This is a genomic window from Micromonospora mirobrigensis (genome assembly GCF_900091555.1).
Taxonomy (GTDB): domain Bacteria; phylum Actinomycetota; class Actinomycetes; order Mycobacteriales; family Micromonosporaceae; genus Micromonospora; species Micromonospora mirobrigensis.
On record NZ_FMCX01000015.1, the window covers coordinates 22727 to 42106 of the forward strand.

At 72.2% G+C, this 19380-nt stretch carries 16 protein-coding genes, 3 tRNA genes and 1 pseudogene; 13 read left to right on the forward strand and 7 right to left on the reverse strand.

Annotated features, from left to right (window positions below; all coding sequences use genetic code 11):
- On the forward strand, nucleotides 1-699 hold the full coding sequence (locus GA0070564_RS28195; RefSeq protein ID WP_091616186.1) for a glycosyltransferase family 2 protein: 699 nt from the start codon (nucleotides 1-3) through the stop codon (nucleotides 697-699).
- A gap of 56 nt (nucleotides 700-755) precedes the next feature.
- Here the strand turns inward: GA0070564_RS28195 and GA0070564_RS28200 are convergent, their stop codons facing one another.
- A complete protein-coding gene (locus tag GA0070564_RS28200) occupies nucleotides 756-1637 on the reverse strand; it encodes a transketolase family protein (RefSeq protein WP_091616189.1) in 882 nt (293 codons plus the stop codon).
- A 5-nt stretch (nucleotides 1638-1642) separates the two neighbouring features.
- Nucleotides 1643-2335, reverse strand: coding sequence for a transketolase (locus GA0070564_RS28205; protein ID WP_091616134.1), 693 nt, complete (start codon nucleotides 2333-2335; stop codon nucleotides 1643-1645).
- 47 nt (nucleotides 2336-2382) lie between these two features.
- Here GA0070564_RS28205 and soxR point away from each other — a divergent pair, with 47 nt between their 5' ends.
- Nucleotides 2383-2847 (forward strand): redox-sensitive transcriptional activator SoxR, encoded by a 465-nt coding sequence (soxR, locus tag GA0070564_RS28210; protein ID WP_091616139.1) that lies wholly within the window; start codon nucleotides 2383-2385, stop codon nucleotides 2845-2847.
- Here the strand turns inward: soxR and GA0070564_RS28215 are convergent.
- The gene (locus tag GA0070564_RS28215) at nucleotides 2834-3811 is read right to left on the reverse strand and encodes an NAD(P)H-quinone oxidoreductase (protein WP_091616143.1); all 978 of its coding nucleotides are present in this window, start codon (nucleotides 3809-3811) and stop codon (nucleotides 2834-2836) included. The genes soxR and GA0070564_RS28215 overlap by 14 nt on opposite strands.
- 306 nt (nucleotides 3812-4117) lie before the next feature.
- Here GA0070564_RS28215 and GA0070564_RS28220 point away from each other — a divergent pair.
- Nucleotides 4118-4204: transfer RNA gene (locus GA0070564_RS28220), tRNA-Ser, on the forward strand.
- 107 nt (nucleotides 4205-4311) lie between these two features.
- Complete coding sequence (locus GA0070564_RS28225) at nucleotides 4312-4845, forward strand: YbhB/YbcL family Raf kinase inhibitor-like protein (RefSeq protein ID WP_091616146.1); 534 nt, start codon at nucleotides 4312-4314, stop codon at nucleotides 4843-4845.
- Nucleotides 4846-4908: 63 nt separating this feature from the next.
- Here GA0070564_RS28225 and GA0070564_RS28230 read toward each other — a convergent pair whose 3' ends face one another.
- Nucleotides 4909-5619: a class I SAM-dependent methyltransferase gene (locus GA0070564_RS28230; RefSeq protein ID WP_088968921.1), complete on the reverse strand. Its 711-nt coding sequence runs from the start codon at nucleotides 5617-5619 to the stop codon at nucleotides 4909-4911.
- A 217-nt stretch (nucleotides 5620-5836) separates the two neighbouring features.
- Between GA0070564_RS28230 and GA0070564_RS28235 the strand changes: the two genes are divergently transcribed.
- A complete protein-coding gene (locus GA0070564_RS28235) occupies nucleotides 5837-7654 on the forward strand; it encodes a DUF6311 domain-containing protein (protein WP_091616149.1) in 1818 nt (605 codons plus the stop codon).
- Nucleotides 7655-7681: 27 nt separating this feature from the next.
- On the opposite strand, the gene GA0070564_RS28240 is transcribed toward GA0070564_RS28235, so the two are convergent.
- Nucleotides 7682-8461, reverse strand: coding sequence for an IucA/IucC family C-terminal-domain containing protein (locus GA0070564_RS28240; protein ID WP_091616153.1), 780 nt, complete (start codon nucleotides 8459-8461; stop codon nucleotides 7682-7684).
- A gap of 308 nt (nucleotides 8462-8769) precedes the next feature.
- Here GA0070564_RS28240 and GA0070564_RS28245 point away from each other — a divergent pair, with 308 nt between their 5' ends.
- Nucleotides 8770-10290 (forward strand): peptide deformylase, encoded by a 1521-nt coding sequence (locus GA0070564_RS28245; RefSeq protein ID WP_091616157.1) that lies wholly within the window; start codon nucleotides 8770-8772, stop codon nucleotides 10288-10290.
- A gap of 130 nt (nucleotides 10291-10420) precedes the next feature.
- Here the strand turns inward: GA0070564_RS28245 and GA0070564_RS28250 are convergent, their stop codons facing one another.
- Nucleotides 10421-11539: a globin domain-containing protein gene (locus tag GA0070564_RS28250; protein WP_091616162.1), complete on the reverse strand. Its 1119-nt coding sequence runs from the start codon at nucleotides 11537-11539 to the stop codon at nucleotides 10421-10423.
- A gap of 147 nt (nucleotides 11540-11686) precedes the next feature.
- On the opposite strand from GA0070564_RS28250, the gene GA0070564_RS28255 reads away from it, so the two are divergent.
- Entirely contained in the window at nucleotides 11687-12463 is a 777-nt protein-coding gene (locus GA0070564_RS28255) for a CPBP family intramembrane glutamic endopeptidase (protein WP_091616193.1), read from the forward strand.
- Nucleotides 12464-12475: 12 nt separating this feature from the next.
- Here GA0070564_RS28255 and GA0070564_RS29655 read toward each other — a convergent pair whose 3' ends face one another.
- Nucleotides 12476-13507, reverse strand: a complete 1032-nt coding sequence (locus GA0070564_RS29655) for a hypothetical protein (RefSeq protein WP_218105017.1) — start codon at nucleotides 13505-13507, stop codon at nucleotides 12476-12478.
- A gap of 682 nt (nucleotides 13508-14189) precedes the next feature.
- Between GA0070564_RS29655 and GA0070564_RS28265 the strand changes: the two genes are divergently transcribed.
- From GA0070564_RS28265 to GA0070564_RS28290, 6 genes and pseudogenes are all read left to right on the forward strand, one after another.
- Nucleotides 14190-14280 (forward strand) — tRNA-Ser (locus tag GA0070564_RS28265).
- Nucleotides 14281-14315: 35 nt separating this feature from the next.
- Nucleotides 14316-14388: transfer RNA gene (locus tag GA0070564_RS28270), tRNA-Arg, on the forward strand.
- 767 nt (nucleotides 14389-15155) lie between these two features.
- On the forward strand, nucleotides 15156-15635 hold the full coding sequence (locus tag GA0070564_RS28275) for a peptidase inhibitor family I36 protein (protein ID WP_091616165.1): 480 nt from the start codon (nucleotides 15156-15158) through the stop codon (nucleotides 15633-15635).
- A gap of 89 nt (nucleotides 15636-15724) precedes the next feature.
- A complete protein-coding gene (locus GA0070564_RS28280) occupies nucleotides 15725-16423 on the forward strand; it encodes an ABC transporter ATP-binding protein (protein ID WP_091616168.1) in 699 nt (232 codons plus the stop codon).
- A 2-nt stretch (nucleotides 16424-16425) separates the two neighbouring features.
- On the forward strand, nucleotides 16426-18693 hold the full coding sequence (locus tag GA0070564_RS28285; protein ID WP_091616171.1) for an ABC transporter permease family protein: 2268 nt from the start codon (nucleotides 16426-16428) through the stop codon (nucleotides 18691-18693).
- Between the two features lie 495 nt (nucleotides 18694-19188).
- Nucleotides 19189-19380: pseudogene (locus GA0070564_RS28290) on the forward strand (IS701 family transposase); the annotation flags it as partial.

The following is a 19380-nucleotide window of genomic DNA, read 5'->3' on the forward strand; positions in this document are numbered from 1 at the left end:
GTGAAGCTCTCGATCCTCATGCCGGTCTACAACGAGGAAGAACGCATCGCGGATGCCCTCAAGCAGGCATTGGCGGTCGACTACCCCTGCGAGATCGAGCTGGTCGTGGTCGACGACGGCAGCCGCGACGGCACCGGCGAGATCCTCGGCCGGGTCGACGACGCCCGGCTGCGGGTGATCACCCACCAGCGCAACGCCGGCAAGGGCGCGGCGATCAAGACGGCGGTGGACTCCGCCGAGGGTGAGTACATGGTCATCCTCGACGCCGACCTGGAGTACGACCCGCAGGACATCCCGCGGCTGCTCGCCCCGGTCCTCGACGGCCACGCCACGGTGGTGTACGGAAATCGGACCTTCGGCAGCCACAGCGCCTACAGCTTCTGGTACGTGATGGGAAACAAGGGCGTCACCATGGCGGCCAATGTGCTGTTCAACTCGTACATCGGCGACCTGGAGACCTGTTTCAAGCTGATGCCGGTGGCGTTGTACCGCTCGCTGAACATCCGTTCCCGGGGCTTCGGCATGGAGGCGGAGGTGACCGGCAAGCTGCTCCGCCAGCGGATCCGCCCGTACGAGGTGCCGATCAGCTACCGCGCCCGGGGCCGCGAGGAGGGCAAGAAGATCACCTGGAAGGACGGCGTCGAGGCGATCTGGATCCTCGGCCGGGAGCGGGCCCGCCGCCGCCCCACCGCCGGCTGACCCGGCCCGATCCCGGCCGGCGGCGCGGACCCCCGTGCGCCCGCGCCGCCACCCGGTCAGTCCAGGAACGCGTCGATCGACCGGCGCAGCCCCGCCGCGTCCAGCCCGTGCCAGCGCTCGTGGTCGGCGGGGTCGCCGTACCGGCGCAGGTCGGTGGCGCCCACCCCGAGGGCCAGCAGCCGGTGCGGCACGTCGGCCAGCGCCCGGGCGGCCACCGCGGCCGACGTCCCGGCCAGGTACGGCTCGACCAGCACCACCTCGGTCCCGGCGAGCGCCCGCAGCCCCGCCGCGTCGAACGGGCGCGGCGTGTGCGTGTACGCCACGGTGACGTCCCGCCCCCGGGTGGCGGCCAGCGTGGCGGAGAGGGTCGGCCCGACCGCCACCACCACGGGCGCCCCCGCGCCGCCCCGACGCACCACCCGCAGCCGGTCGGCGTCCGGGTACGCGTCGCCGTTGCGTCGCTCGCTGAGCCGCAGGTAGACCCGGTCGTCGTCCCCGGCGGCGGCGCGCAGCAGCGGCGGCACCTCGTCCGGGTGACCGGGCACGTGCACCCGCCAGCCGTCGCCGAGCGAGTCGAGGAGCGCGACGTCCCCCGGTGACATGTGCGTCCGGCCCGACCGCGACCCGTCGTACGACGCGCCGACGCTGACCAGCACCGCCCCCACCCCCTGGTGCCCGAGGTCGAGCTTGATCTGCTCGTACGCCCGGTCGACGAGGAAGGTGGCGTACGAGTGGACGATCGGGCGCAGCCCGGTCAGGGCCAGCCCGCCGGCCACCCCGATCATCAGTTGTTCGCGGATGCCGACGTTGAGCACCCGGTCCGGGTGCCGCCGGGCGGCCGGGGCGAACGCGGTGGCGGAGATGTCCGCCAGCACCAGGGCGGTACGCGGGTCGGCGTCGAGCAGGTCGGCCGCGGTGTTCAGGAACGTGGTCCGCACGGCGGTCACCCCTGGCTCTCGACGCGGGCCACCACGACGTGCGGCCGGTCGGGCCGGTGGCCGGTGAGCGCGGCGTGCAGGGCGGTGTGGTCCCGGCCGTCGACCGTCTCGCCGGTCCAGCCGTTCACGGTGAACCGGGCGGCGATGCCGCCGGGCCAGCCGTGGGTGGCCGAGGCGTTGTCGACGACGATCGCGGTGACGGTGTCCAGGCCGGTGGCGCCGGCGTAGGCGATCGCCTCGTGGTTGGAACCCTCGTCGAGTTCGGCGTCGCCGAGCAGGACGTACACCCGGGGGTCGGTGCGGCCCTGGGCCCGCAGCCCGAGGGCGGTGCCGACGCCGAGCCCCAGCCCGTGGCCGAGCGAGCCGGAGCCGATCTCCACGCCGGGGACGAGCCGCCGGTCCGGGTGGTGGCCGAGTCGGCTCTCCGGTCCGGCGAGGTCGTCCAGCCAGTCGGCCGGGATGAAACCCTTCGCGGCGAGTACGGCGTAGTAGGCGGCCGGTCCGTGTCCCTTGGAGAGCAGGAAGCGGTCCCGGTCGGGGTCGTCGACGGTCTGCGGGGTGACCCGCAGCACCCGGTCGTAGAGGACCCAGAGGACGTCGAGGGTGGAGTGGGCGCTGGGCCCGTGCTTCTCGTCGCCGGTGATCCGGCGCAGCAGCGGCCCGAGTGGGGCGGTGCCGCTGGAGGTGAGGGTGTCCATGCGGATAGCGTGTGAGTTGAAGTGCGCTTCAACTCAAGGACCGGGTGATGCAGGACTCACTGACGATCGGGGAACTCGCCGCCCGCTCCGGGGTGGCGCCCTCCGCGTTGCGCTACTACGAGCGGCTCGGCCTGGTCCGGGCCGAGCGCACCGGCGGCAACCAGCGCCGGTACGCCCGCTCCGAGCTGCGCCGGGTGTCGTTCATCCGGATCGCCCAGCAGGTCGGCGTGTCGCTGGACGAGATCAGGGCGGCGCTGGAGTCGCTGCCCGCCTCGCGTACCCCGACCGCGTCCGACTGGGCGGAACTCTCCGCGAGCTGGCGCAGCCGGCTGGACGAGCGGATCCGGCTGCTCAGCAAGCTCCGCGACGACCTGGACGGCTGCATCGGCTGCGGCTGCCTGTCGTTGCAGCGCTGCACGCTCTACAACCCGGACGACAGCCTGGCCGCCGAGGGCACCGGGCCGCGGCTGATGCTGCCCCGCCCGCCGGGGGGTGCCGTCACGCCGTCGTGAGCAGCACCTTGCCCACGTGGTCGTTGCTCTCCACCAGCCGGTGCGCCTGCGCCGCGTCGGTCATCGGCAGCCGCCGGTCCACCACCGGGCGGACCTTCCCGGCCTCGACCAGCGGCCAGACCTCCTCGCGTACGCCCCGGACGATGGCCGCCTTGTCGTCGAGCGGCCGGGAACGCAGCGCGGTGGCCGCCACCGACGCCCGCTTGGCCAGCAGCGCGCCCAGATCCAGCTCGGCCTTGCGACCACCCTGCATGCCGATCACCACCAGCCGGCCGCCGTCGGCCAGCGCCGCCACGTTCCGTCCCAGGTAGGACGCGCCCATGATGTCCAGGATGACGTCCGCGCCGTGCCCGCCGGTGGCCCCGGCGACCTCCTCGACGAAGTCCTGTTCCCGGTAGTCGATGGTGTGCGCGGCGCCCAGCTCGCGCAGCCGGTCGTGCTTGGCCGCGCGGGCGGTGACCAGCACGGTCGCCCCGAGCGCCCGGCCGAGCTGGACGGCGAAGGTGCCGATCCCGCTGCCGCCGCCGTGCACCAGCAGCGTCTCCCCCGCAGCGAGCCGGGCCAGCCGCACCACGTTCGACCAGACCGTGCAGGCCACCTCGGGCAGCGCCGCGGCGTCGACCGGGTCGACGCCCGCCGGCACCGGCAGCAGCTGTCCGGCCGGGACGGCGACCCGCTCCGCGTAGCCGCCGCCGGCCAGCAGCGCACAGACCTCCTGGCCGACCGTCCAACCGGTCACGTCGCGGCCGATCGCGCTGATCACCCCCGAGCACTCCAGCCCCGGGTACGCGGGCGCGCCCGGCGGCGGCGGGTAGTGCCCCTGCCGTTGCAGCAGGTCGGCCCGGTTGACGGCGCTGGCCCGCACGTCGACCACCACCTCGCCGGGGCCGGGCTCGGGGTCGGGGACCTCCGCCCAGACGAGTGCCTCGGGTCCGCCGGGTTCCGGGATGGTGATCGCACGCATGGCTCGTTCATACCCGATCCGGCCCGCGGGGCACCTGGCACCCGCCGGTCGGCCCAAGTTCGGCGGTCGGCGTCTGGCGTCCGGCGGCGATGCTCGCGGGAGCGCGATGGCCGGCCGGGGACAGGTTTTCGGGCGAGCCTGATGACCGAGAGGCATATTGATGACCGAGAGGTATCACGCTCGCGGAGCAATCGACTTCCCGCAGCGTCGGGGCGGCCATGGTGTGCCGGGGCGGTGGCGCGGGCGGCGGCCGACACGTCATGGCAGACTAGGCACCGCCGCCGCGGCCCTCGGGACGCGGTGCCGGGAGGGTTCGCCTAGTGGCCGATGGCGCTGGTCTTGAAAACCGGTAAGGCAGCGATGTCTTCGTGGGTTCGAATCCCACACCCTCCGCCCATGGGCACCAGCCCCGACGCGACCGCGCGGAGTGCGTTCGACGAGGGGCTCGGGCGGGGTATGAAGAGCGCAGGATTCACGCGCAACCGGAAGGACCCGTCCCGATGACCTTGGAACGACCGATCGCCCCGGACCCGTACGAGCTGCTGCCGACCGTTCCGTCGTTCAACCTGACCAGCGACGACGTGGTCAACGGCGAGCCGATGGACGCCGCCCACGCGCACGGCAGCGCCGGCGGCGACAACGTCTCCCCGCACCTGGCCTGGTCGGGCTTCCCGGCCGAGACGCAGAGCTTCGTGGTGACCTGCTTCGACCCGGACGCCCCCACCGGCAGCGGGTTCTGGCACTGGGTGCTGGTGAACCTGCCCGCCTCGGTGACCGAGCTGCCCCGTGGGGTGGCCGAGGACAAGCTGGGCGGGGCGTTCTCCGTCCGCAACGACTACGGCGAGCAGGGCTTCGGCGGTGCCGCGCCGCCGCCCGGTGACCGCCCGCACCGGTACGTCTTCGCGGTGCACGCCCTCGACGTGGAGCGGCTGGACGTCGGCCCGCAGGCCAGCCCGGCCTTCGTCGGCTTCAACCTGGCCTTCCACACCCTGGCCCGGGCGGTCATCCGCCCGTCGTACCAGGTCAAGGAGTGAGCTGAAGGGTTTGCTGGGCCCCTTGTCGTCGCGCGGGCGTCGACGAGGGGCCCGACTCCGGTCTCAGGCGGGGACGCGGGCCACGGCGAAGACGGACTGCCCGAACGGCGGGCGGACCCGCTGCTCGGCGGCCTTGGTGACCGGGAGGACCAGGCTGTCGTAGACCTTGACCATCGGGCCCTCCTTCGGCATCAGCCGGAAGACCTTGGTCGCCATGAAGTAGCCGATCAGGCCGAGCGCGTTGGCGTAGTGCAGCTCCTCGACCTCCAGGCCCGCCTCGGTCAGCGCGGCGCCCAGCGTCTTCCTGGTGTAGCGCCGCACGTGGCCGGTGGCGATGTCGGCGGGGCCCATCGCGAACTGGAACGCCGGCACGATCAGCACGATCCGGCCGCCCGGCCGGACCAGGTCGCGCATGCTGCGCAGCGCCCCGACGTGGTCGTCGATGTGCTCGAGGACGTTGTACGACACGGCGGCGCTGTAGTCGCCGCGCTCCGAGTGCGGCAGCAGCATCTGCCGGACCTCGATGTTCGGCCGGTCGGCGAGGCGCTCCTTCAGCGAGACCAGCCGGTCCGGGTCGGCCTCGGTGGCGGTGAACCGGGGAAAGTGCTCCGCCCACTCCAGCGCGTAGTCACCCAGGCCGCTGCCGATCTCGATCGGGTTGTCACCAAGGTGGGGCACGGCCAGTTCGACGAACCAGCGGCGGTGGTTCACCGCCGTCGCGAGGCCTTCGAGCACCTCCGACTGGACGCGCTGATCACCAGTGATTTCTGCCATGCGTCGATTCCTCACGGTATGACTCGACCCGCGCCTGGACCGAATGAGTGAACCAGCTACCGGCACGGCAGCAAAATCGGGTCGGTCGGGACCGGATTTGTGGTCCCGGGGGCGGCACGAGATCGGCGGTCAGCGAACCCGGCAGATAGTACCCAGAAAGCCAGAAGGCCGAAACAAGTCACGGTCTGGTCATAGTCTGACTACGCTCTGAATTGTCATGACTGCTGCTGAATCGGACCGGCCGGCATTCGATTCGGAGGCCGGCCCGTCGGCCGCCCGCCGGGTCCAGCCGGCCGGCCCACGCTGGATCGACGCCGCCGCCGTCGCAAGCTTCGCGCTGCTCGCGCTCTGGGTCACCGCCCGCTTCTGGGTGAGTCCGGCTGCCGGCGTACGGGCGAACCCGGCCGATCAGGCGCAGTTCGAGTGGATGATGGCGCACGGTGCCCGGGTGGTCACGCATTTCGCATATCCGTTCGCCAGCAACCGGATGAATGTCCCCGACGGCGTCAATCTCATGGCAAATACCTCGGTATTGTCCATTTCGCTGCCGATGACACCGGTGACCCTGCTGTTCGGGCCGCACGTCACCTTTCTGCTGTTCCTCACCGGTGCGCTGTTCGCCACCGGTGTCACCTGGTATTTCGTGCTTTCCCGGGTGGTGGTCCGGGCCCGGGCGCCGGCCTGGCTGGGCGCCGGTTTCTGCGCCTTCGCGCCGGCGATGGTGTCGCACGCCAACGCCCACCCGAACATCGTCGCCCAGTTCCTGGTGCCGCTGATCGCCTGGCGGACCCTGCGCCTCGCCGAGCCCGGCCGGTGGCTGCGCAACGGGGTGCTGCTCGGGCTGCTGATCGTCTGGCAGGCCTTCCTCAACCTGGAGATCCTGCTGATGACGGCGATCGGGCTGGGCGTCCTGGTCGGGGCCCTCGCGCTGGGCCGTCCACCGCTGCGCGGGGCCGCCCGCCCCTTCCTCGCCGGCCTGGGGGTGGCCGCGGCGTTCTCCGTCGTGCTGCTGGCGTACCCGCTGTACGTGCAGTTCTTCGGGCCCGGCGCGTACCAGGGGCTGTCCCGGCTGATCCGCGGCTACCGCACCGACCTGGCGTCCTTCCTCGCCTGGTCCGGCGAGTCGGTCGCCGGTGACCCGCGGGACGCGGCCCGGCTGGCGAAGAACCCGACCGAGGAGAACGCCTTCCTCGGCTGGCCGCTGGTGGTCCTGGTGGCCGCCCTGGTCTGGTGGCTGCGGCGGGACGTCGTGGTCCGCGCGTTGGCGGTGCTCGGCGCGCTCTTCGCGCTGCTCTCCCTCGGCCGGGAGGTCCGGTTCAACGGGCGGGACACCGGGGTGCCCGCCCCGTGGGCGCTGCTGGAGGGGCTGCCCGTGCTGCACTCGGTGGTGCCGACCCGGTGGTCGCTGGCGCTCACCCCGATCGTCGGGGTGCTGCTCGCGCTCGCGGCCGAGCGGGTCCGGCGGCTCGCCGGCCGGCACCCGGCGGCCCGCCCGGGCATCCGCTTCGGCACCGGCACCGTGCTGGCCATGGCGCTGCTGCCGATCCTGCCCACCCCGCTGCCGGCGGTCCGGCTCGATCCGGTGCCCGCGTTCGTCACCTCCGGCGCCTGGCGTGCGTACGCCGCCGGCGGGCGCAGCGTGGTCACCCTGCCGCTGCCGGACAACGTCTACGCCGAGCCGCTGCGCTGGTCCGCCCGGACCGGGCTGGACCTGCCGCTCGCCCGGGGCTACTTCCTCGCCCCGGACACCCGGCCGTACGCGCCGGAGGGCAGGATCGCGCTTTTCGGCGCCCCGCCCCGGCACACCAGCACCTTCTTCGTCACCATCCGCAACACCGGCGCGATCCCACCGATCACCCCGGCGGACCGGCTCGCCGCGATCGAGGACCTGCGGTACTGGCGCGCCGGGGTGGTGATCCTCGGGCGGCACCCGTACGCGGACGCGCTGCGGCGGGGGATGACCGCGCTGACCGGCGTCACACCGACGTACACAGGTGGGGTGTGGGTGTGGGACGTGCGGCCGCTGGTCGGCTGAGGCGCCGCCCGCGGCGGGCGCCGAGGGTCAGGCCGGACGGACGCAGCAGCCCTGGCAGATCTTCGGCCGGGGCAGGGTGAAGGCCAGGCAGCAGGTGCGCCGCTGCACGGTGGGCCGGCCGCCCGGGCCGGGCACCAGCTCCACCAGGTCGGCCAGGTCGAGGGCGCCGAGCAGGGTGTCGACGCTCGCGGTGGCCGAGCCGGGCAGCGCGTCGGCGGCCCGCAGCACGGCGTGCGCGACGCCCGAGGCCACCGAGCCGAGGAGGGTACGCGTGCCGATCCGGACCTCGGCCTGGATCGCCGTGATCAGCGGGGCGAGGTGCGCGTCGAGCAGCGAGGCGCGGAGCGCCGCGAGCAGGGCGGTCTCGTCGGCCACCACCCGCACCTCGGGCCGGCCGGAGACGGCCAGCGGGTCGTTCGGGAGCACCGCGACCGGGGTGGACCGGCGCAGGCCCAGGGTGACCAGCGGCCGGTGGTCCTCGAAGTGGATCAGCACGTCGGCCGGGTCGAGCAGCGGCACCCGGCGGGCGGCGGCCCAGCCCAGCACGGCCGGCAACGCCGCCCAGTAGCTGTAGGCCTTCCAGGCCAGCGCGGCGCAGGCGTGCGGGGTGCCGCCCCAGCGGAGGGTGGCCGCGTGCAGCAGCTCCGGCAGCCGGCTGCCGTCGACCAGGGTGCTGGCCGGGGACCAGCCGAACTCGTCGGCCACCACCAGCCCGGGGGCCAGCCCGGGCAGGTCGTCGGTGCCGAACATGGCGCGCAGGGTGGCGGTCACCGGGGCGAGCGGGGCGAGGGTGTCGCACCCGGGCATCACCGCTGTCACCTGACCGTCCCCTCGTCCCAGTTCCCGCGCTTACAGATAAGGCTAGCCTAACCACACTCGGGGGCCCGGGGGAAGATGCGGCGGGGGTGGAACCGGGAGGCCCGGGTCACTCCGTGGGGTCGTACTACCCGGCGGCGACGAGGGGAAACGGCACCCGACCTGTCGGTGGAGCGACGACGGCGAAAGCATCGAAAGATCTACCTGCGTTGTCAATACTCCTGTCGACATGATGCCAGTCCGGTACCCGTCCGGACACGGAACGTGAAACCTGGTACTTCCCGGCCACGAGGAAGCTGATGACGACCTCCCCCATCGAACGGGCAGCCGACTCGTTCGCGGCGGAACTCGCCCGGCGCCGCACCGGCCGCGGCCTGTCCAAGAAGCAGCTCGCCACCCTGATGGGCTTCGACCCCTCCTACATCAGCCACGTCGAAGGGCGCCGGCACCGCCCCACCGAGGACTTCGCCCGCCGCGCCGAGGCCGTCCTGGAGGCCAGCGGCGCGATCTGGCAGCGCTTCCGGGAGTACGACGAACTCCGGCACGCCCGCTCCGCCCCACCGCACCGGGAACCCCCACCCCCCGGCCAGTGGATGCCCCCCGGCACCGGGCTCATCGTCGAACGCGAACAGGCCCGGCTCCGCTACGCCGAGGACGCCTACCACTGCGTCATCCGCCGGGAGCTCTACAACGCCGGCACCGAACCGGTCACCCGCTACCTCGTCCGGGTCGCCGTCGACCGCTACCCCAACGACCCCGGCCGCTCCAACCGGCACCACCGGGAACACCCGCTCAGCTTCGCCGAGCTGCGCCTGCGGGCCTACCGGGAGGACGCCGGCGAACGCGAACCGCTGCACTGGCGGGCCAAGCACGACCGGGACGCCTTCAAGGAGATCTGGTTGCTCTTCGAGAACGGCGACGGCCGGTTCCCGCTCTACCCCGGCGACCGGGCCACCATCGAGTACGCGTACCAGGTCGGGCGGGAGAAGTGGGGGCCCTGGTTCCAGCGCGCCGTCCGGGTGCCGACCCGCCGGCTGGAGGTCCGCCTCGACCTGCCCGCCGGCCTCGACCCGCAGGTGTGGGGGGTGGAGACCTCCCTCTCCGCCGAGGAGGGACCACTGCGTACCCCGGTGGCCCGGCACGACGACGGCGACCGGGCGATCTTCGACTGGGGGACCGACGAGCCCCCGCTCAACGCCCGGTACCGGATGCAGTGGCGGTTTCGAGGCGGGCCGCCCGACGACCCCGCCGACCGCCCCGAAGGGGTCCGGGCCAGCGACCGGATGCGTGCCATCGGCATCGTCCAACGCGGCGCCGATCTGCTCCGCCAGCCGGCCCGCCAGTTCGACCTGCCCCGCGAGGAACGGACCGCCCGCGAGGTCGTCGCCCGGCTTTCCGGCACGCTGGCCCGCCTCGACGAACTGCACCCGTTCAGCAAGGGCGTCGGCATCGCCGCGCCGCAGCTCGGCATCGGCTGGGCCGCCGCCCTGGTCCGCCCCGGCGACCGCGGCGCCGAACCGGTCGTCCTGCTCAACCCGCGGGTGGTCGACGCCGCCGGGGACACCGACGAGCAGTACGAGGGCTGCCTCTCCTTCTTCGACCACCGCGGTCTGGTCCCCCGACCGCTGCGGATCGACGTGGAACACACCCAGTGGGACGGCAGCCGGGTGATCACCTCGTTCGAGTACGCCATGGCCCGGCTCGTCGCCCACGAGATCGACCACCTGGAGGGGCGGCTCTACGTCGACCGGATGGCCCCCGGCGTGCCCCTGGTGCCGGTCGAGGAGTACCGGCAGACCGGCAGCCCCTGGCGGTACTGACCGGCCACCGGCCGTGCCCCGCTCCGGCGCGCGGGCCGGTTGCCGGCCCGGACCGCGCACCGGAGCGGGGGACCGGGCCGCGTGCCCCAGGGGGCAGGGGCACGCGGCCCGGTTGGGGGGAGGAAAGTCGTCACACGTTGCCGAACGTGTCGTACCGGATGTGCTGCGGCGGGACCTCGTCCTCGGCGAGCGCCCGCAGGGTCGCCCGGACCATCCGCGCCGAACCGGAGACGTAGCAGTCGTGCGACGTCCACGGGCCGTAGCGGGTCACCACCTCCGAGATGTCCCCCAGCTCCCCGTCGAAGTCCGGGTCCTCGCTGCACGCCGGGGTCACCGACAACCACGGGTACGTCTCCACCAGCTCCTGGAGGGCCGGCAGGGCGTACAGGTCCTCCGGGCGGCGCGCGCCGTAGAAGACGTGCACCCAGCGGGTGCGGTTGACCTTGGTCAGCTCCTCCACCAGCGCCTTCACCGGGGCCAGCCCCACCCCACCGGCCACGCAGAGGATGTCCCGCGTCGACTCGGTGTCCAACGTCATCGAGCCCATCGGCGCGGCCAGCCGCAGCAGGTCACCCGGGCGGGTCCGCCGGACCAGCGCCCCGGAGACCCAACCCGCGCCCTCCGGCGTACGGACGTGGAACTCCAGCACGTTGTCGTCGTTCGGGGCGTTCGCCACCGAGTAGGTGCGCCAGACCCGGGGGTGGTGCCGGGGCGCTTCCAGGCTGACGTACTGGCCGGCCCGAAAGGGCAGCGGATGTTGCAGGGCCCGGACGGTCAGCACCGCCGTGTCCGCGCCGTGCCGCTCGTGGGTGAGCACCTCCGCGTGCCAGAACGGCGGGTTGTCGTCGGCGTCCGCGCCGGCCACCATCTTCGCCGTGATCGCCTGGTACGCCTCCCGCCACGCCTGGTCGTACTCCAGGTTCCAGCCGTCGCCGGCGGTGCTGCGCAGCGCGTCCAGCAGGGCGACGCCCATCGTCGCGTAGTGCGCGGCGTCGACGTGGTACTTCCGGTGGTCCCGGCCCAGCGCGCGCAGGTACTCGTCGAAGCTCTCCGGATCGTCCACCGTCTGCGTGGCGGTGACGATCGCCTCCAGGATGCGGTCGCCCTGGCCGGACATCTGCACCGGGAAGAGCTGCCGCAGGGCGGGGTCCAGCAGGAACAGCCGGGCGTAGAAATGACCACTGAGCCGGTCCCGGTCCTCCTCCACCAGGGTCCAGCTCTCCTTCAGCAGCCGTGCGAAGTTGTCCACGGGGGTGCGCTCCTTCGGGGACTGCGGATCGGGGCCCCCATAGAATGTCCACGGAGCGTGCACACCGGTCGCACAGACTGTGCGACCGCCGCGCATCGTCGGATCGGCCCGTGTCGGCGGGCCATCCGGTGGGGCAGAGTGGTGGGCGTGACGGTCGACGAGCTCACCCGGCCGGCGGTGTCCCGCCGCACCCTCGGCACCGAGACCCTGCTGGTGCTCGGGCTCTCCCTCGGGCAGTCCGCGATCTACGCCCTGGTGTCGATCATCGCGAAGCTGACCGCCGACGGGCCGCTCTCCAGGCAGACCGCCTCGCTCAACACCTCCCAGTCGGCCCGGCCCTGGCTCGACCTGACGTACCAGCTGCTCGGGATCGTCTTCGCGCTGCTGCCGGTGCTGCTCGCCGTACACCTGCTCGCCCGCACCCCCGGCGACCCGGCCCGGACCCTCGGCGTCGACCTGCGGCGGCCCGGCTCCGACCTGGCCCGCGGCGCCGGCCTCGCCGCGCTGATCGGCCTGCCCGGCCTCGCCCTGTTCTGGGTGGCGGCGCACCTCGGGATCAACGCCACCCTGGTGCCGGCCGGCCTGCCCCACCTGTGGTGGGCGGTGCCGGTGCTCATCCTCGCCGCCGTGCAGAACGCCGTCCTGGAGGAGGTGATCGTGGTCGGCTACCTGGTCACCCGGCTGCGCCAGCTCTCCTGGCGGCTCGGCGCGGTGGTCACGGCCAGCGCCCTGCTGCGCGGCTCCTACCACCTCTACCAGGGCTTCGGCGCCTTCGTCGGCAACGCCGTGATGGGTGTGGTGTTCAGCCTGTTCTACCTGCGCACCCGGCGGGTGATGCCGCTGATCGTCGCGCACACCCTGCTCGACGTGGTCGCCTTCGTCGGCTACGCCGTGCTGCCCCGAGCCTGGTTCAGCTGGCTCTGACCCCCCGGGCGGTCAGCGGGGCCGGTAGGTGCCGATCGCCCGGGCGGCCAGCCGTTCGGCCGCTGCCGCGTCCCCGGTGGCGGCGGCGAGCACAGCGGCCCCGGGCAGCAGCCGGGAGGCGAGTCGCAACGCCAGCCAGCCGCCGGCCTGCGCGGCCAGCGGGAGGGCCAGCCGCCACGCCGCCTCGGCGGCCCACGGCCACGACCGCTCCGCGGGCCCGTCGGCGGCCCGGGCGGCGTCCAGCGCCGCGCGGGCGCTCGCCGCGTCCGGGTGCACCTGCGTGAGCACCAGCAGCTCGACCGCGCGCTCCGGGTCGAGCGGGTCCCGGCCGTACGTCGCGGCCAGGTGCAGCACCAGGTTGGCCTGGGTCCAGAGCACCGCCGCCAGCTCGGCCACCGGCGCGAAGAGTCCCGCCACCGCTGCGCCCGCGCCACCCACTCCGGCGGCCCGGACGAACCGCCGGCTGGCCAGCCGGGCCAGGGCGTCCGACTCCGCCTGCGGGTACGCGGCCCGCAGCCGTTGCGTCCAGTCCCGGGCCCGCGGCCCGAGCGCCTCGACGGCGGCCAGGGCCAGCAGCTCCGGCGCGAAGCCGGGGTGGTCGCGCAGCCGCCCGGTGAGCGTCGCCAGCTCCCACTCCCGGGTACGCCCCGACGCCGGCATCTCCGGCACCGACGGGTACGGCAGTTGCGCCGGCACCCGGACCGGCGTCGCCGTCACCTGCTCCTGCTGCACGGCTGCCGGCACCTGCTGCGGCTCAGCCGGCGCTGGCGTGGCCTTCGTGGCGGAGGCGGCCTTCCTGGGCGCGGAGCTCTTCCTGCCGGCGGCCACCTTCGGTGCCGGCGCAGCCTGCCCGGTCGCCCCCGTCGTCTTCTTCGCCGGCGCGGCCTTGGCCGACTGCGGCCCGGCCTTCTTCACCGGCGGCACCGCAGCGGACGATCGGGCCGTCTTCGCGGGCGGCACGGCGGCGGGCGACCCGGCCTTCTTCGACGTTGCCCTGCGCGCCCGGGGTGCCACTCGTGGGGCCTCCTCGGTGATCCCGCTCACCGCTGGCACGGTGCCGGCACCGGATGTGGCCGGTGGGACCGCCGGCTCGGCGGCACCCGCCCGGACCGGCGCCCCCGGTTCACCGGTCGGCACGTCGACGGTCGCCGCCTCGGGTCGACCGTGTGCCGGATCACCACCTCCGGCCTCCGACGCGGCATCCTGTGGTCGGGGCGGGGCCGCCCGACGAGCGGCCGGTGCGGGCCTGGGGACGGGTGGCCGCTGCGCGGGCGCCGGCCGTACTCCCGCAGGGCCGGCGTCGCTCCGGTCGCCGACGCCCGCAGGCGACCCACCGCCACCGCCCGCCGCGGGCCGGTCGGGCGGCTGGAAGAGGACACCGGGGGCCGGCCTGGTCCGGGGCGCCCGTCCCGGCGCGTCGCTGCCGTCGCCCCGCTGCTGTTCCGCCGGCCCCGGATCCGCCGGTGCCGGCGTCGCGGGCGGCGTGAAGGTGGCCTTGGGTGAGCGGCTCCGCCGGGGCTTCTCCGCAGGCTCGCGGCGGGGCGGATCGCTGGGCGGCTGCTCCTGCATATCGACGGAGCCTAGTCCGGACAGCGCCCGGGCACAGGATGGAAACGCGGGATGGCGGTGGACGCCGACGAGGGCTCACCGCACGGGGTAGGAAGTCGCTTTGCTCCGGGTGGGGACGGACCTGTATCCTCGGCCGCGGTGGTCTCCGGACCACCAGGGAGACTTCGCCTAGTCTGGTCTATGGCGCCGCACTGCTAATGCGGTTGGGGTCTTAAAGCCCCTCCCGGGTTCGAATCCCGGAGTCTCCGCGCGAAAGTCGGTCGTGTAGGCTGGCTGAGCACGAGCGCCCGTAGCTCAATGGATAGAGCATCTGACTACGGATCAGAAGGTTAGGGGTTCGAGTCCCTTCGGGCGCACTTCACGATCAAGGCCGTTACCAGCGGAAACGCTGGTAACGGCCTTGATCTCGTTCCAGTATGTGGTGCGAGCTTCCATGATGTGGACGCTTGGTGCTCCGTTGGTGCTCCTGTTTGGGACCACACCAAGATCAACCACAAAGTTTCTGACAGGCTCTCCGGCGGCGGGGGCAGTGTTGCTTGAGCCGCTTCTTGGTGTCGCGGCAGCCGCACCGCTTGTAGACCTTGCCTTGACCAGCCTGACCTTCTCCAGGTTTGGTGTGATTTACCAGAAGTGTGAGCATCGGTAGTGCTCCCGCCAAGGGTTCGGCGCAGACGGCGACCGATTGCCTGTCGTGGTGGTCGATCGGGTGCATCGTCGGCTCTGGGCTCGGGCTGAGCTGTGCCGGTGAGGGGGTGCACCACGCCACGCCGGAGGGCAGTGGTGCCATCGCTGCCGCCAGGAGGGCCGGCTGTCGACCTGCTTCTCGCCGCCAACGGTGGAGTCACCAGCCACGACCGCCGAGCGCGTTGATGGGGAACACGTTCCGCAGCCACTCGCATTCGGGCGGTTGTATCGAAGGTCGTCTTCTGCGAAAATCGTGATCTCAGCGAAGCGGCTACACGGGGATTCATCGCATGACCGCAGTTCACTTCCGGCGTGACACGTTCTCGTAGAACTCCGCCGCGCTGACCGATCACGGGCCTTACTTCGGGGCTTGCAGATTCCAGCGCCTCCATATTGTGGGCACCTCACTCCTTGGCTGGATTACGTCGACTGCAGCGACGTGTTCCCGGTCAATGAGGCGCGCCGATACACCCTTTCCGAACTGGTGATGGCGGACTTCTCCGACATCCACCGCAGCAGAATGAGGAGCGTCATGTCGCACCTTGTCAAGCGGCTCGTAGCCGCGACATCCACCGGGCTTCTCCTCGGCGTGGCAGGGCTTGCTGCCCCGGCCTACGCCGCCGGCACCTGCAGCAGTGGCAAGATCTGCATGTGGGAGGACTTCTCCTACAACGGCAGCAAGTACGTGGACTACACCCCCGGCAGCATCTCGAACGACAAGTACGAGATAAACGGCTTCAACGGCGACAACGAGATCAGTTCTGTCATCAACAACACGGACAAGTGCGCCGTGTTGTACGACAACGACGGCTTCTCGGGGACTCGCATCACGATCGGCAAGAAGACATCGGTCAGCAACTTGCGGACCTTCGCCAACTTCGACAACGAGGCGGAGAGCTTCGCGCTCGTGAGCTGCTGATCGCACAGAGCGGGCGGTCGCCGATCGACGACCGCCCGCTCGGCGATTTCTACCCCCATGCCGCCGAGGAAGGGTTATAGGGTCCATCCATGGAACTGTCTGGTTCGAAGTCCACCGGTCTTGCGGGATGTCGCGGCGTGCGGCTCGCCTACGGCTCCACCATCGCTCTGGACGACGTGTCGTTCGCCGTCGAGCAAGGCGAGACCGTTGCGGTGACCGGCCCGTCCGGCTGCGGCAAGACAACGCTGCTTCACGTTCTGTCGGGTCTGCTGCGTCCGGACGCTGGTGAGGTGTACTTCGAGTCGGAGGACTTTTCGACAAGGTCGGACGCGGCGCGTAGTCGTCTGCGGTTGACCTCGTTCGGTTTCGTGTTGCAGTTCGGGGATCTCGTGCCGGAGCTGACGCTGCGGGAGAACGTGGAGTTGCCGTTGCGGGTCACGGGCACGCGGGCGCCGGTGGCGCGCCGGCGGGCGGAGGATCTTTTGGGCGAGTTGGGTATCGGGGACTTGGCGGACCGGCAGGCGGGTGCGGTGTCCGGTGGGCAGGCGCAGCGGGCGGCGGTGGCTCGGGCGTTGGTGCATGAGCCGCGGGTGGTGTTCGCTGATGAGCCGACCGGGGCGTTGGATTCCGGCAGCGGCGAGGCGGTGCTCGATTGCTTGTTTGCCGCGGCGCGGGAGCGGGGCGCGGCGGTGGTGATGGTGACGCACGCGCCCGAGGTGGCCGAGCGGGCGGATCGGGTTGTGCGGATGCGCGACGGTCGGGTGCTGCAGGCGGTGACGGTTCGATGAGAATGTTCGGACGCTACGTGCCGTGGCTGTGGTTGGGTGCGCGGTTGACGGTGCGCGGTGGGCGGCAGGCGCTGATTCGCACGGTGTTGCTGGGGACTGGCGCGGCGGTGGGGATCGTGCTGGTTCTCGGGGCGCTCGCGGTTCCGGCTGTGGTCGACGCGCAGGATCTGCGGATCATCGGCCGCACGCCGGTCACCGCTTCTGGGTCTGAACAGACGCTGCGGGCAGTGACGATCGACGACGCGGTGGCCGGGCGGATTCTGCGGCGGGTCAATGTCAGTGGCGTCACCGCTGGCGGCCCTGTGCCGCCGGGAGTGAGCGCACTGCCCTCTGCCGGTGAAGTGGTGGTGTCCCCGGCGATGCGGAAGCTGATCGCCGATAACCCGCACGCCAAGCGGCGCTTCCCGCAAACCGTGGTCGGCACGGTCGGTGCGGCAGGTTTGGTCGCCCCGGACGAGCTCATCGCCTACGTCGGTGTGACCAGCGCGCAGATGCCCACCGACGCCGACCCGGTCACCGGTTTCGGTGATTCCACCGCCGACCGGCAGCTCGCCGCGCAGCGGGGCACCTCGGATCTGGAGCGTCTGCTCACTCCCGGGCGCGTTGTCGGCTTCGCGTTCGCCTTTTTCATGCTGGCGCCACTGGCGGTGCTGCTGTCCACCGCGGCGGGGCTGTCCGCGGCGGCACGAGAGCAGCGCCTCGCCGCACTCAGGCTGCTGGGCGCGTCGGCCCGGCAAGCTCAGGCGGTCAACGCGGTCGAGACCGGGGTCGCGGCAGCGTTCGGGGTCCTGCTCGGCTACGCTGCGTTCCCGGTGCTGCGCGCCCTCACCGCCGACTGGTCGATCGGCCGGTTCCACTGGTACGCCACTGATGTCGCCGTGCCCGCCGGTCGCGCCGCAGTCGCGGGGGTGCTGATCGTGGCATTCGCGGTGGTGGTTGGGGTGGTCGGGGCGGCGCCGGCGGTGCTGCGGCCGGTCGCTACCCGCCGTCGGATCGTGACCGGGGCGGCTCGGCTGTGGCGACTGGTCGCCTTCGCAGCGTCAGTCGTGGCGTTGCTGGTCGCGGCGATGCTCGCCGAATCAAGTACGGCGGCGCTGGCGTTGCTCGGCGTCGGGATGATCGGTGTCGCACTCACCCTGCCACTGCTGCTGCCCGCGCTGCTGCCTCGGCTCGCCGCCCCTCTCCTGCGATGGGCAGGCCGACCGGCGTGGCTGACTGTCGCGGTCCGCAGGATCCGCCAGGCCCCCAGTACGGTGTTCCGACTGGCGGGGACGCTGATGGTCGCCCTGTTCATCGGCGCGGTCGGCACGATCGGCGCCGCCGCCTACAGCGCCGCCAACACCGCGACGCAGGTCTCCGACACCGGCTGGCTGCCACAATCGATCCTCGGCGCCGACGAGCGCCTCGCCGAGCAACTGGTTCCCACTGTCGGCGCTGACAACATGGCCTACTACGACACCCTCAGCGGTTCTGCCACGATCGACGGGCGACAACAGCCTGTCCTGGTCGTGCGAGGCAGCTGCGCCAGCCTCGCGGTGTTGTTCGACACCACCTGGTCCTGCGCCCCCGGCAAGGCCTACCGGGCCGCCTGGTCCGACCAGCTACCCGCCGGAACTCCACTCACCGCATCCGAGGGCGGAGACACCGAGGTGGCGGCCTACGCGATCCCGGCAGACACCGCCCCGCTGAACATGTCCCCGTTCGGGCAAGGTACCGACATCGTCGTCGCCGAACCGCCAAAGGCCGGCACCATCGTCGCCAAGGTCGACGCCAACCAGTCGGCCCTGGAAAACTGGTACGCCACCGCCGCCGCGCTCGCCCCCACCGCCGTCGTGCAGGGCTACCGCGAGATACCCACCGGATTCGACGCCGACGCGGTCACAGCGCTCGTCACCGCCGGGCTGCTCATCACCGCCACCATGGGCTTCATCGCCTTCGCCATGTCCACCGTCGACCGCACCATCACCACGCGCCGGGCCAACGTTCCACTCGCTGTGATCGGCGTACCCCGACGCACCCTTACCGCTGCGAATGTCACCGAATCTATCAGCGGCCTCCTCCTCGGCCAACTGACCACCGCCGCCGCCGTCCTGCTCACCGCCTGGGCCGGAGCAACCGTCATGCGCACCACCAGCTTCGACAACCTGCTCGACACGGTCATGCCCGTGCTCACCCTCGCCGCGGCCGGAGTCGCGCTCGGCATCCTCGTCACCGTCCTCGCCACCACGTCCACTGGACGGCCAACACCCGAACTACTCCGACGTCAATAACCGACAGTGGTTGGCCGGCGGCGACGCGACCTCGTCGCCGCTGCCACCATCGGGGTCATTCGCTGCAGGGCTGAGCGAGACCGCCCGAGAGGGCGACCTCGCCGCCGCTGCCCAAGGCGTCGGCAAAGCGGCCGACCGCCGTGCCCTCGCTGGCACCCACCCGAATACGGCTCGTGGCAGCAGCTGCCGGCCTGGGTAATCGCGGTCGGCGTACCCGTGGTTCTCGCCGCCGATGACCGCTGCCGCTGCATCTGGATCGCCCTCGCCTGGTGCGCCGGCCTGCTCGTGGCCGCCGACGCCGCCGCCACAGCGATCTACCGCAATAAGATCAGCTAGTACGGCAGCCGCCGTTTGAGATCTTGCTGGTGAACCGGGGTGGACGCGAGGCGGCCACCGCGTGATCGTCTGTGCGTTGTGGACACATCATCAGATCTGGCGGTGGCCGCGTGCCACAGCGTAGCTGTTGGTCGGTGGGAGCGGGTGTTGGCCGAGGTGCTGGGCTGCTTCGCGGGCCGGTTTGGTCGCGTGGAGCCGCGTCGGGCGGCGGGACAGTTCGTGACCGGGCTGCTGTCCGAGCTTGAGGTGAAGACGTGCTGGCAGTTGGCCGAGCAGGCCGGACATGCCCGGCCGGACGCGATGCAGCGCCTGTTGTATCGGGCGGTGTGGGACGCCGACGCTGTCCGTGAC